14 protein-coding genes are annotated in these 12,749 nt (G+C 70.0%); 7 read left to right on the forward strand and 7 right to left on the reverse strand.

Going from position 1 to position 12,749, the window contains the following annotated elements:
- Positions 1–181: 181 nt before the first annotated feature.
- Complete coding sequence (locus GXW78_RS12855; protein ID WP_211869213.1) at positions 182–520, reverse strand: P-II family nitrogen regulator; 339 nt, start codon at positions 518–520, stop codon at positions 182–184.
- Between the two features lie 356 nt (positions 521–876).
- On the opposite strand from GXW78_RS12855, the gene GXW78_RS12860 reads away from it, so the two are divergent.
- Positions 877–2,067, forward strand: a complete 1,191-nt coding sequence (locus GXW78_RS12860) for an aminotransferase (protein WP_211869214.1) — start codon at positions 877–879, stop codon at positions 2,065–2,067.
- Positions 2,068–2,071: 4 nt separating this feature from the next.
- Here the strand turns inward: GXW78_RS12860 and GXW78_RS12865 are convergent, their stop codons facing one another.
- Positions 2,072–2,317 (reverse strand): DUF3297 family protein, encoded by a 246-nt coding sequence (locus tag GXW78_RS12865; protein WP_211869215.1) that lies wholly within the window; start codon positions 2,315–2,317, stop codon positions 2,072–2,074.
- Positions 2,318–2,407: 90 nt separating this feature from the next.
- On the reverse strand, positions 2,408–3,289 hold the full coding sequence (locus tag GXW78_RS12870) for a LysR family transcriptional regulator (RefSeq protein ID WP_211869216.1): 882 nt from the start codon (positions 3,287–3,289) through the stop codon (positions 2,408–2,410).
- A gap of 101 nt (positions 3,290–3,390) precedes the next feature.
- Here GXW78_RS12870 and bla point away from each other — a divergent pair, with 101 nt between their 5' ends.
- Positions 3,391–4,257 (forward strand): class A beta-lactamase, encoded by an 867-nt coding sequence (gene bla / locus GXW78_RS12875; RefSeq protein WP_211869217.1) that lies wholly within the window; start codon positions 3,391–3,393, stop codon positions 4,255–4,257.
- Between the two features lie 237 nt (positions 4,258–4,494).
- Here bla and GXW78_RS12880 read toward each other — a convergent pair whose 3' ends face one another.
- A complete protein-coding gene (locus GXW78_RS12880; protein ID WP_211869218.1) occupies positions 4,495–5,754 on the reverse strand; it encodes an Hsp70 family protein in 1,260 nt (419 codons plus the stop codon).
- Positions 5,755–5,820: 66 nt separating this feature from the next.
- The gene (locus GXW78_RS12885) at positions 5,821–6,540 is read right to left on the reverse strand and encodes a winged helix-turn-helix transcriptional regulator (protein ID WP_211869219.1); all 720 of its coding nucleotides are present in this window, start codon (positions 6,538–6,540) and stop codon (positions 5,821–5,823) included.
- A 116-nt stretch (positions 6,541–6,656) separates the two neighbouring features.
- On the opposite strand from GXW78_RS12885, the gene GXW78_RS12890 reads away from it, so the two are divergent.
- Positions 6,657–7,796, forward strand: a complete 1,140-nt coding sequence (locus tag GXW78_RS12890) for an acyl-CoA dehydrogenase family protein (protein WP_211869220.1) — start codon at positions 6,657–6,659, stop codon at positions 7,794–7,796.
- 58 nt (positions 7,797–7,854) lie between these two features.
- Here GXW78_RS12890 and GXW78_RS12895 read toward each other — a convergent pair whose 3' ends face one another.
- The gene (locus GXW78_RS12895; RefSeq protein ID WP_211869221.1) at positions 7,855–8,808 is read right to left on the reverse strand and encodes an ATP-grasp domain-containing protein; all 954 of its coding nucleotides are present in this window, start codon (positions 8,806–8,808) and stop codon (positions 7,855–7,857) included.
- A gap of 203 nt (positions 8,809–9,011) precedes the next feature.
- Between GXW78_RS12895 and GXW78_RS12900 the strand changes: the two genes are divergently transcribed.
- Positions 9,012–9,401, forward strand: a complete 390-nt coding sequence (locus GXW78_RS12900) for a PH domain-containing protein (RefSeq protein WP_211869222.1) — start codon at positions 9,012–9,014, stop codon at positions 9,399–9,401.
- Here the strand turns inward: GXW78_RS12900 and GXW78_RS12905 are convergent, their stop codons facing one another.
- Positions 9,402–9,731, reverse strand: coding sequence for a DUF962 domain-containing protein (locus GXW78_RS12905; protein WP_211869223.1), 330 nt, complete (start codon positions 9,729–9,731; stop codon positions 9,402–9,404).
- A gap of 121 nt (positions 9,732–9,852) precedes the next feature.
- Between GXW78_RS12905 and GXW78_RS12910 the strand changes: the two genes are divergently transcribed.
- From GXW78_RS12910 to GXW78_RS12920, 3 genes are all read left to right on the forward strand, one after another.
- A complete protein-coding gene (locus tag GXW78_RS12910) occupies positions 9,853–11,439 on the forward strand; it encodes an MFS transporter (protein ID WP_211869224.1) in 1,587 nt (528 codons plus the stop codon).
- Between the two features lie 125 nt (positions 11,440–11,564).
- Complete coding sequence (dps, locus tag GXW78_RS12915; RefSeq protein ID WP_211869225.1) at positions 11,565–12,062, forward strand: DNA starvation/stationary phase protection protein Dps; 498 nt, start codon at positions 11,565–11,567, stop codon at positions 12,060–12,062.
- A 78-nt stretch (positions 12,063–12,140) separates the two neighbouring features.
- Positions 12,141–12,749, forward strand: a 609-nt coding sequence (locus GXW78_RS12920; protein WP_211869226.1) for a hypothetical protein, incomplete at its 3' end; no start/stop codon positions are given.

Here is a 12,749-nt window from a genome sequence, read left to right on the forward strand (position 1 = left end):
AACACCGAAACCTGGTTCCGACCCGCGGCTTCGGAGCCCCGCGGAACGGCCCGGCGGCAGGCCAGGCGGTGTGGCAAGCGCCACCACGCCCGACCAATCGGGCCCCACGGGCGCCTGGCGCCGCATCCGGACCCGGCGCCGCCCCCCGCCGGGGGAGGGGCGGCGAAAACCTGCGCGGCCGCTAGACCGCGTCGTCCCCCCGTTCGCCGGTGCGGATGCGGATCACCTCCGCGATGTCGGAGACGAAGATCTTGCCGTCGCCGATGCGGCCGGTGCGCGCGGCGGCCTGGATCGCCTCGACGGCGCGGTCCAGCATGTCGTCGCCGCAGACGACCTCGATCTTCACCTTCGGCAGGAAGTCCACGACGTATTCGGCGCCGCGGTACAACTCGGTATGGCCCTTCTGGCGCCCGAATCCCTTGGCCTCGACGACCGTCAGGCCCTGGAGCCCGATCTCGTGCAGCGCGTCCTTCACCTCGTCGAGCTTGAAGGGCTTGATGATGGCCTCGATCTTCTTCATCGGCTCCTATCCAGCGGCCCTCAGCGCCTTGCGGCGTTGGACCGTCCTCCCGGTTGTCCCGGCGCCTCGTTCCCGTGTGCAGCGCGCGCGACCCGCCTTGCGACAGGGCGCGTGCCGGGTATTGCACGCGCCATGCCGGGCCAGCAATCGGACCCGCCCACGGAAAATCGCCGGGCGGGACGGAGAATGGCCGAATTCGCAGGCGGACTGCATAAAATCTGGGCTAAATTTGCCTGCGATTTGAGCTGGTCGCGCTCGACACGCGGGGCAGGCCGTTGCGTGCCGGCCGTTGCCCCCCCGCCCGCCCGGCGGCATAACCGCGGACCCGTACACGTCCAGCATGAAGACCGAGGCCGATGCAGCCGCAGAACGCCCTTCTCTCCGCCACCGGCACCACGATCTTCACCGTCATGTCGGCGCTGGCGAACCAGCACCAGGCGATCAACCTCGGCCAGGGCTTCCCGGACTACGACGGCCCCGAGGATGTGGTGCGTGCCGCGGCCGATGCGCTGCTCGACGGACGCAACCAGTACCCGCCGATGACCGGCCTGCCGGAACTGCGCAACGCCGTCGCCGCCCATAACGGCCGCTTCTACGGGCTGGAGGTCGACCCGAACGCCGAGGTCGTCGTCACCTCCGGCGCGACCGAGGCGATCACCGCCTGCCTGATGGCCGTGCTGAACCCCGGCGACGAATGCGTGCTGATCGAGCCGCTGTACGACACTTATCTTCCGGTAGTGAAGCTGCTGGGCGCCGTGCCGAAGCTCGTGCGCCTTTCCCCACCGAACTGGGAGCTGCCACGCGCCGAGCTCGCCGCCGCCTTCGGCCCGAAGACCAAGGCGATCCTGTTCAACACGCCGATGAACCCGACCGGCAAGGTGTTCACTGCCGCCGAACTCGCCTTCATCGCGGACCTGATCACGCGCCACGACTGCTACGCCATCTGCGACGAGGTCTATGAGCACCTGACCTTCGACGGCTGGAAGCACATCCCGCTGATGACGCTGCCCGGCATGCGGGAACGCTGCATGCGCATCGGCAGCGCGGGGAAGACCTTCAGCCTGACCGGCTGGAAGGTCGGCTACATCACCTGCGACCGCTCGCTCGCCCCCAATGTCGCGAAGGCGCATCAGAACCTGACCTTCACCACGGCGCCGAACCTGCAGCGCGGCGTGGCGGTCGGGCTGATGAAGGACGACGCCTATTTCGCCGGCCTGTCGGCGCATCTGCAGCAGAAGCGCGACCGGCTCGGCGCCGGCCTGGCGCGGCTCGGCTTCGGCGTGCTGGAGACGAAGGGGACCTACTTCATCACCACCGACGTCCGGCCCCTGGGCTGGAACGGCGACGACGTGTCCTTCTGCCGCACGCTGACGGAGGAGGCGAAGGTCACGGCGATCCCGAACACCGCCTTCTACGGTGCCGAGGGCGCGCCCAACCACTATGTCCGCTTCGCCTTCTGCAAGGGCGATGCGCTGCTGGACGAGGCGCTGGCACGGATGGAGCGTTGGCTCGCGACGCGGGGCGTGCCGCAGCGCGCCGCGGGCTGAACGCTCAGCCTTCGGCTTCGCGAAGGTAGGGCTCGACGGGGCCGGTCAGCTTCAGCGTGAGCGGCCGGCCGTGACGGTCCAGCGACTTGCCCATGCTGACGCGCACCCAGCCTTCGGAAACGCAGTATTCCTCGACGTTCGTCTTCTCCTGCCCGCGGAAACGAATCCCGACGCCGCGCTGGAGCAGCTCCTCGTTGAAGTAGGGGCTGGACGGGTCGGTGGACAGGCGGTCGGGAAGTGTGTCGGCCATGGTCGTGTCGCCTCCGCAAATGACGGCCGCCGGGCCGTGCAGGGCGCCCCGCCTAAGCCAGCTTGGCGCAGAAGCCAAGCCGGCAGGCGTTCACGACGCCTCCTCGGCTGCCGCCTGTTCGACCAGCCAGCCGCGCAGCGCCGCCAGTGCCGGGCTTTCCGGCCGCGAGCGCAGCCGCGTCAGCCAATAGGCCCCAAGCGTCACCTCCGCCGCGAAGGGGCGCACCAGCCGGCCGCGCCGCAGGTCGTGGTCGAACATCCGTGCCGGCAACAGGCCCACCCCGGCCCCCTGCACCGCCGCTTCCGCCATGGCGAGCGAGGAATCGAAGACGAACCCGCGGATGCTCGGCGCGGCCAGTCCGACCGCGGAGAACCAGCTTTCCCACTCATCCACGCGGTAGGAGCGCAGCAGCGTCTCCCGCAACAGGTCGGCGGGCTGCCGCAGCCGCCGCGCGAGCGCCGGCGCGCAGAGCGGGCAGAGCGGCGCCGCCAGCAGGCGCGTCGCCTCCGTCCCATGCCAGGCGCCGTCACCGAAGCGGATCGCGGCATCGAGCCCCTCCCCTGCGAGGTCGACGCGGTTGTTGTTCGTCATCAGCCGCAGATCGACATAAGGGTGCGCGGCGCGGAACGCCGGCAGCCGTGGCAGCAGCCAGCCGGTCACGAACGTTCCCACGGCGCCCAGGGTCAGCACTTCCTGCAACCGGCCGCCCTGGAAGCGGCTCAGCGTTGCGCTGATGCGGCGGAAGGCGTCGGTCAGGACAGGCAGCAGCGCCTCCCCTTCCTCGGTCAGCGACAGGCCGCGCGGCAGTCGGCGGAACAGCCGCACGCCCAAGATTTCCTCGAGGGCCTTCACCTGGTGGCTGACGGCGGCCTGGGTGACGCGCAGTTCCAGCCCCGCCCGCGTGAAGCTGAGATGCCGCGCAGCGGCTTCGAAGGCACGCAGGGCATTGAGCGGCAGTGGGGGCAGGGTCATGCGCGAGCCATTAGATTTTCTGGGGTCATTGGCAAGGATTGATCGTTTGCGGCATGCCCCACCGCCAGGGGAGTGTGCGCCCGCCACAAGGGAGTTTGGCCATGATCGACAGGCGGCATTGGATGATCGGCGCGGCGGCTTGCCTCGCCGCAGGCAGGGCGGCAGCGCAGGGCGGCGGCGCGGATGCGTCGCCGGCGCGCTTTGCCGGTATCGAACGCGACTATGGCGGCCGTCTCGGCGTCGCCGTGCTGGACAGCGGCACGGGCCGGCTGGTGGGGCATCGGCTGACCGAGCGCTTCCCGATGTGCAGCACCTTCAAGGCACCGCTGACCGCCGCCGTGCTGGCCCGCGTCGATGCCGGCGAGGAACGGCTCGACCGTCGCATCCGCGTCGCGCGCGCCGATCTCGTTGCGCACTCGCCGGTCGCAGAAACCCGGCTGGGCGGCGATGGGATGACCATCGCGGAACTCTGCGCCGCCACGATGATCTTCAGCGACAATGCGACGGCGAACCTGCTGCTGGCCTCGGTCGGCGGCCCGTCGGGCCTGACCGCCTGGCTGCGCCGCACCGGGGATGCCGAAACCCGGTTGGACCGCACCGAACCGGCGCTGAACGAGGCGCTCCCCGGCGATCCGCGTGACACCACGACGCCGGCTGCCATGGCGGCGACGCTGCGCCGGCTTACCCTCGGCGACGCGCTGTCGGTGCCGAGCCGGGCGCAGTTCGTCACCTGGCTGCGCGAAAGCCGAACGGGCGATGCGCGGCTGCGCGCGGGCCTCGCGCCGGGCTGGCAGGTGGGGGACCGCACTGGGACGGGGGCGCGCGGCACGAGCAACGTCATCGGCATCCTGTGGCCACCCGCAGGGCGCGCTCCGCTGCTCGTGGCGGCCTACCTGACCGAAGGGTCGCGCGATGGCGCGCGGCGCGATGCGGCGCTGGCGGCGGTGGCGCGGGCCGTGACGGGGTAGGCGGCACTATCCCGTCCACTGTCGCCGTTGCCTGTGCGGACCACCTCGCCGCCAGAGCACCTGGACAGCAGTTCGGGACATTCCGAGCCTATTGCTCCCAGCAGCCGTGCGCCGCGCGCACGGGCATGTCCGGACCCATTCTACCCGCGGCGCACGACGCCAGGTCTGCAAGGGCCGTCCGGCCCTTAGCGGGGCGAGGCTCGGAGAGGGGCGGAGCCCCTCTCCGATCGACCGCCGCTAAGCAGCGACGCCCGCCCCTTCCCGTGCCATCAGCGCCAAGCCTTCCGCCACGGACACGAACTCGCCGCCGGAGAGGACGCGCGCCGCGCCAAAGCGGTCCTCAAACAGGCGTCGCACGGCGGGCACCAGCGACGTGCCACCGGTGAGGAACACCCGGTCCACCGCGTCCGGCTCCATCCCGGCATCAGCCAGTGCGGCATCCACCGACGCGGCAATGCGGGTCAGTTCCGGCGCGATCCAGGCCTCGAAATCCGTGCGCGCGATCTCGGCCCGCAATTCGAAATCCCCATGCGCGAAGTCCAGCGCCGCCACCGGTTGCCCGGACAGCGCGGCCTTCACGCCCGAGACCGCGCGATACAGCGTATAGCCCGCATCATCCTCGATCAGCCGGACCAACTGTTGCAGCCGCTCGGGGTGCTCAGCCGTGCGGGCGACGGTCGCGATGTCGCGCAACGTGCGTGGCGCACGCATCATCGACAACTGGTTCCATCGGGCGAAGCTGGCGAACCAGGCCGGCGGCACCGGTAGCGGATCACCACCCATGATCGAGTAGGTCGTGCCCTTGCCAAGCAGCGGCGAGACGACATGGTCGATGATGCGGTAGTCGAACGCATCGCCCGCGATGCCGACGCCGGCATGGCCTAGCGCCGTGACGCGGCGCGGCGGGCCGGGATCGAAGCGCAGCACGGAGAAGTCGCTGGTGCCGCCGCCGAAATCCGCGACGAGCACCGTCGCGGCGCCATCGAGGTCCTGCGCGAAGCGGTGCCCGGCGGCGGCGGGTTCGAGCCCGACTGCGACCTGCGGCAGCCCGGCCTCGGCAAAGGCGGCGCGCAGCCGCTGCTCGCCGAAGCCGTCGTCGATGCGCTCGCCGACGAAGCGGACGGGCCGACCCACCGTCACCTCGGCATCCGCGAACTCCGCCCCGAACGGCACGAGCAGCTCGCGCAGGAACCGCGCGATCAATCCCTCAAGTCCCCAGGCGCGTCCGAAGATGCGCGTCTCGGTGAAGCTGCGCTGCGCCAGGTAGGACTTCATGGACATGATCAGGCGGCTCTCGAGCGGTTCCTCGAGATAGGCCTCGATCGCCGCCGGGCCCGCCGCGCTGCGCGGCCGGCCGTCGGCGCCCGCCCAGAAGCAGAGCACGGAGCGGAACACGTCACCGGTCGCGTGGCGCAGCGTGCGCACGGACCCGTCGGCGCCGACCAGGGCGACCACGCTGTTGGTCGTGCCGAAATCGATACCGATGGCGGGGCGCATGGAAACGGATCCGGGACAGGGGGGCGCGCCTTGAAGCCCGTTCGCGGCGCGATGGCAAGGCCCGGCCTACGCCTCCAGCATCTCCGGCGGCCCATAGACGAGCCGCCGCTCCCGCGACCGGTCGAACAGCCCGAGCAGCGCCTTCGCCTTCTCCGTCGCCTCCGGCGCGCCGGCGAAGGCGATGCCCTGCCGTGCCGCGTCGTCCGCCAGCCCGACATAGCCCATCCAGGCGCGGGTGAAGGTGTCGAGGTCCGCCGCGATCACCGCATCCACCGGATGGCCCGGATCCTTCATGCAGAGATCGAGATGCGGATGCATGAAGACGTACCACCAGCTTCGCACGGCCGTGCGCGCGGCGGGGATGTTGCGGAAGTCGAAGCGGATCACGAAGCGCAGGGACGGGAAGGCCGATCTCGGCACCTGGCTGCTGACGCTCATCAGCAGGAAATGCGGGTCGAGATCCTCGGGCCGCAGGACGTTCTGCGTGTGACGCTGACCCCAGATGCTGAGCGCCTCGATGATCGGGCGAAAATCCTCACCCGCCGGCGTCAGCGCATAGACGTGGCCGGGACCGACCGGCTTCGTGGTGATCGAGATCACGCCATGATGTTCGAGATCCCGCAGGCGCTGCGCGAGCAGCGTCTTCGACATCAGCGGCAGGCGCCTGCGCAGATCGTTGAACTGCGCGGGCCCGCAGCAGAGCTCGCGTACGATGAGGGGTGTCCAGCGTTCGGCGAAGAGCTCGCAGGTCTTCGCTACCGGACAGAACTGTCCGTATCCGGGCATGGCGCACCATCATTCGGTTGCAACATCGAAAGCAAGTCCATTTTCTGGCCTTGAAGGCGGGCTTCGCCAAACGCCAGGGTCCGCGCCATCGCAACACCCGCGTCGGGAGGAATACGATGCCGGATACGCAGATCACCGATCGTCCGACCATCGACTGGATAGCCGCGGCTGACGCCATCGGACGCGAGATCGCCGCCACCGCCGCCCGTCACGACGAGGAGGATAGCTTCGTCGAGGAAGGCTTCCGCGCGCTGAAGGCAGCGGGGTTCTTCAAGGCGCTGGTGCCGGCGGAACTCGGCGGTCTCGGCGCCGACTATCGCGACATATGCAATGCCATCCGCCGCATCGGCATGCAGTGCGGATCGACCGCCCTCGCCTTCTCCATGCACACGCATCTGGTTGCTGTGCCGGCCTGGCGCTGGCGGCATGAGAAGGCACCGGTCGAAGGCTTGCTGAAGCGCGTCGCGGCGGAAGACCTCGTGCTCATCAGCAGCGGCGGGTCCGACTGGCTGCCGAGCAATGGCCGCGCCGAAAAGGTCGAAGGCGGCTTCCGCGTCACCGCGAAGAAGGTGTTCTCGAGCGGCTGCCCGATGGGCGACCTGCTGTCGACAAGCGCCATCCACGACGACCCGCAGAACGGCCCGACCGTCCTGCACTTCGCCGTCCCGTTCAAGGCCGAGGGCGTCCGGCGGCTCGATACCTGGCGCGTGATGGGGATGCGCGGCACGGGCTCGCACGACGTGGCGCTGGAGAATGTGTTCGTCCCCGACGCCAGCGTCGTCGCGCGGCGCGAGCCGGGCAAGTGGCACATGCTGTTCCACCACATCTTCGCGCTCGCCTTCCCGCTGGTCTATTCGGCCTATGTCGGCGTCGCCGAAGGCGCGCGGAAGCGCGCGCTGGAGATCGCGCGCGGAAAGCCGAAGAGCGCCGCGCTGACGATCGCCGCGGGCCGCATGGAGAACGCCTTCATGCAGGCGGAGATGGGCCTCGACCGCATGATCGCGATCGCCGAGCACGAGGCCCCGGGCCCGGAGCGCACCAGCCGCACCGCCATCGCGCACACGATCACGGCCGAGGCCGCGATCGCGACGGTGGAACGCGCGATGGAGCTTGTGGGCGGTGCGTCCTTCTATCGCGACCTGGGGCTGGAACGCGCCTTCCGCGATGTGCAGGGCGCACGGTTCCATCCCTTGCAGGAACTGCCGCAGCTTGAGCTGACGGGACGAATGGCGCTCGGGATGGGGATCGACGGCTGAGATGCGCTTCTCGGAGAGTGGCTTTGCCTCTCTCCGAGCCCGATTTTCAGTCGCCGCCCTACGCCGCCTCCGCCGCCCGTGGCAGCAGGCCGACGAGATGCCGCACCACCGCATCCGTCGCCGAAACCCCGGCCCGGCGCTCGGCATCGGGGTTGTAGTTGGTGTTGGTGTTGACGTCGTAGGCGAAGGTGCGGCCCTCGGCGTCGGTGACGAACTCGATCGCGCCGACGCCGATGCCGTTGGCGCCGAGGAACGCTTCCATGCGCGGGATCAGCGGGTGACTGAAGCCCTCGACGATGCGGAACTTCTCGCCCGGCGCCACGGCCGGGCAGGCGGCGCCTTCGGGCACCGCGCAGGCATCGGCCGGGCACAGTTCGAAGCCCTCCGAGGTATCCACCCGCACGGCGTAGAGGAACTTCCCACCGACGAATTCGGCGCGGGTGATGAAGGGCTCCGGCGCGGCGATGTAGCGCTGCACCAGCCAGATGCCGTCGCGAGGCGCGCCGTAGGGGTCCTCATTAGACGCAATGCGGGCCATCGCCTCGCCGAGCGCCGCGGGGCTCTTCACCAATTGCACGCCAAGGCCCTTGCCGGCCCTGTTGTGCTTGAGGATGAGCGGGAAGCCGATGCGGGCGGCGGCCTCGCGCAGATGCTCCTCGCCGACCACGGCGACGGTGGGCGGCGTCGGGATGCCGTGCGCTGAAAGCGCCTCGTACTGCGCGACCTTGGACACCTCGAGTTGTAGCGCCCGGCGCCCGTTGACCACGGTGCGGCCATGCCGCTCCAGCCATTCGATCACGGCCGAGGCGTATTCCGGTGCGTAGTGATGCCCGCGCGTGTGGGATGAGGCGGACATGCGGTTGTAGAAGACCCCGACCGGCGGAGGCTGCGTCAGGTCGAGCAGGCCGCGGTCGAGATGCCATTCCTCATGCGCCAGGCCGGCGGCGCTGAAGGAAGCGCGCAGCGGGGCGAGCCAAGCGTCGTTCTCATGGATTACGAAGATCTGGGGCATCGGTCGGTCCGGTCGTTCGGGTCTTAAGAGAAAGCAGTTCTCTGAAGCGTTGCAATACCTGCGCTCGAAGAAAGAATTTTCTTTCCAACGTACCGCACATGCCGCAACCCGTTACTCGTCAAACGCGCCTGATCGCCAATCCATGCCCCGTTGCCCTGCCGCCGCCCACGCCGTAATGCGCATGGACACGCAGGGGTCGTCACATGTCCGAAACCGTCATCCTGGAAGTGCGGGAGACGAAGCGCTCCTACGGCCCGCTCTGGCTGGCCCTATCGGTGCTGATGCTGGGCCTGCCCTTCCTCGGCCGGCAGCGCATCCTGCTGACGAATGAGCGCATCACGATCACCCAGGGCTTCTGGACCAAGGTGCGCGACGACATCGAGATATTCCGCATCCGCGACGTGGTGGTGAAGCAGAGCCTCTATCATCGCCTCACCGGCATCGGCGACATCGTGATCAAGGCCCTGGAGGGCCGTTCCGAGGAGATCCACCTGCTGCGTGGCGTCGCCGATCCGGTGTCGGTCAGCGAGCGCATCCGCGAGGTCTGGAACCGCACCGCGCGCCCCGCCGGCCCGGCCGCCACGCTCGATTGATCAGGACAACCCGGCCTTCCGCAGTTCGGGCCCGAGCCGGCCCGTCGCCATCAGCCATGCCATGCGCAGATCGGAGAACAGCGACCAGGCCGGATAGGTGAAGGTCGCCGGCCGGTTGCGCTCGACCAGCATGTGGCTGCCCCAGGCGAAGCCGTAGCCGGCCACGAGGGCCACGAGCACCAGCCACCACGGCCCCACGACCAGCCCGGCGACCAGGAGCAGTAGGCCGACGCCCGTCCCGAAGGCATGGACCGCCCGTGTGGTCGGGCTGGCGTGCTCCCGCAGGTAGTAGGGCCAGAACTCCTCATAGGTCGCGATGCGATCTGCCATCGTGGCACCGTACCCCAAGCAAGCACCGCCGTCATGGACCTCTGCGGCAGCAGCATGACGGACGCGCGCCCGGCGCAACCTGGCCGTTCCCGTCCTGCGCCGCTTCTGCCAGTTTGGACCGATGCCAGCAGCCTTCGCCCCGCTCCGCCACCCCGCCTTCCGGCTCCTGTGGTGGGCCAACCTCGCTGCCAATATCGGCCTCTGGGTGCAAAACACCGGGGCGGCGTGGATGATGACCTCGCTCGACCCCTCCCCCGCCATGGTCAGCGCGGTGCAGGCCGCGTCGATGCTGCCCGTCTTCCTGATGGCGCTGCCGGCGGGTGCGGCGGCGGACATCATCGACCGCCGCACCTACCTGATCGGCGCCCAGGGCTGGGTGCTGACAGTCGCCGCCCTGCTCGCCCTGCTGACCTGGGCGGGGTGGATCGGCCCCTGGGGCCTGCTTTTCTTCACCTTCTGCATCGGGATGGGCAATGCGCTGAACTTCCCGGCCTGGGCGGCGACCACCCCGGAACTGGTGCCGCGCGAGGACCTGGTCCAGGCGATCGCGCTGAACGGCATCGGCTTCAACCTTTCCCGCGCCGTGGGCCCGGCGATCGGTGGCTTTGCCATCGCGATCGCCGGGACCGAGGCGGCCTTCGCGCTGAACGCGCTGTGCTTCCTGTCCCTGCTGCTCGCCCTGCTGTTCTGGAAGCGCGAGGCACCCGTCAATCCGCTGCCGCCCGAGCATTTCCTGGGCGCGATGCGCGCGGGGCTGCGCTTCGTGACGGCGAGCCCGGCGATGCGCGCGACCATTCTGCGCGCCGTGGTGTTCTTCTTCTTCACCTCGGCCGTGTGGGGGATGCTGCCGCTGGTCGTGCGCGGCCGGCTGGGCCTCGGGCCTGAGGCCTATGGCATGATGCTCGGCGCGATGGGTGTGGGCGCGGTCGCGACCGGCTTCGCGCTGCCGGCGCTGCGCCGGTGGCTGCCGTCGCGCGGCGCGATGGTGACCGCCTTCTCGCTCGTCTCGGCCGCCTCGCTTGCCTTGCTCGGCGTATCGAACCACTGGCTGCCGGTCGCGGTATCGATGCTGCTGTTCGGCGCGGGCTGGCTCGCCGCGGCCTCCACGCTGCAGGCGGCGGCGCAGTTCGCGACGCCGGGCTGGGTCCGGGCGCGGGCCATCGGCATCTATCAGCTCTGCTTCTTCGGGGCGATGACGGTGGGCGCGGTGCTCTGGGGCTGGGCCGGGTCGCATCTCGGCATCGCGCCGGCGCTGCTCGCGGCCGGCGCCACGGCGGCGCTGTGCTCCGTTGCCGTGCGGGGCTGGAGCATCGACACCGTCCCGACCTCCGAGGCGCCGGCCGTCCCGATGCCCCGCCCCGAGGCACCGGCCGACGAATTGCGGGCCCTGCTCGGCAGCGGGTCCGGCCGGGTGATCGAGGCCGTGCGCTACACGATCGATCCCGCCAAGCGGGGCGCCTTCCTCGCCACGATGCGGGAGGTGCGGCACGTCCGCCGCCGCAGCGGCGCGCATGGCTGGCAGTTGCTGGAAGACGTCGCGCATCCCGAACGCTGGGTTGAGATGTGGTCCGTGGAATCCTGGACCGAGCACCTGCGTGAGGCCGGACGCCTCGACGCCGCGGACCGCAGTGTCCTCGCCCGCGCAGCGGCCTTCCAGGCGAAGGATGGCGCGCCGGATGCGGCGCGCTACCTCGCCGTTCCGCCGTGATTGCCTTGCGGCAGGACAAGGACGGAAGGCAGCGGCCGCACCATCATGTTCATCGACCGGGCATGCAGCCAGCCGTTGCATCCCGCGTTATGATCCGGTTCCGACCCGTCGAGGAGAGTTGAGCCATGGCCAAGCCGAAGACCGCCAAGCTGCATGACACCCACAACGACCTCGGCGCGAATGCGCGGGAAGTCGCCGTTTCCGTGCTGAACGCCACGCTCGCCGACACCATGGACCTGACCAACGCCACGCACATGGCGCACTGGACGGTACGCGGGCCGCAATTCGCCGGCCTGCACAAGCTGTTCGAGGAATTCTACAACCAGCTCAACGCGGTGTCCGACGACGTGGCCGAGCGCGTCGTGCAGCTTGGTGGCACGCCGGACGGCACCACCCAGGCGGTGGGCGAGAAGACCCGTCTTGAACCCTATCCGTCCGACCTGCGCGACGGGCTGGACCATGTGAAGGCACTGACGACCCGCTACGCCGCGCTGGCGAAGTCCGTGCGGGAAGGCATCGACAGCACCGACGAGGCGGGCGACGCCGACACGGCCGACCTGCTGACTGGCCTGTCCCGCATGCTCGACAAGCAACTCTGGATGCTCGAGGCGCATCTCGGCTGATCGCCCGCCGCCACCGGGTGGGTGGAGGCCACGGACATTGCGTGCTTTCCTCCATCCGGGGCGGCGGAGAAGGTGTGGATGGTCGAGCCGGGATGGGCTGGGGTGACGGGCGCGACGGCGCCGGTCGCAAGGCATGGCGGTCGCGTCTTCCGGCAGCGGGTCCTGGCGGGCCTCGTCCTGGCCCCCGCGGCAGGATTGCTCGCCGGCTGCATGCCGGCCGGTAGCAGCGCCGACGCCGGTGAGGGCTGCCGCAACCAAGTGGCGAGTTTCAACGGCTCGGGCGATGCCTTCCTGGGCACCGGCAGCGCCGGGCGCTGGACCGAACCGGGCCAGATGCCGCGCGGCACGGTGATGACCGATTTCAGCCGTGGGGCCGGCAGCGGCGCCGGGCTGGACGCGACGCTGCGGCAGGAGAATGCGGATCTCGACGCGCTGCAAATCGCCTTTGACGCGCTGCTGTACTGCCGTTGGATCGAAGCCCGGACCATCCGGGCCGAATACACCGCGAACCGCGTGCCGCGTGCGGCCGCGGATCAGCGCATGGCGGCGCTGCGGGCGCGGCTGCAGCGCGATCTCGCCCGCGCGCAGGCGGTGCTGGATGGGATGGAGGCGCGAGCGCGGTCACGCGAGCCGGCCCTCGAGGCGGCCGCCCCCGGCACGGCCGCAGCATCCCGCGCCCGGGCGACC

Source organism: Neoroseomonas terrae (genome assembly GCF_018129025.1).
Taxonomy (GTDB): domain Bacteria; phylum Pseudomonadota; class Alphaproteobacteria; order Acetobacterales; family Acetobacteraceae; genus Neoroseomonas; species Neoroseomonas terrae.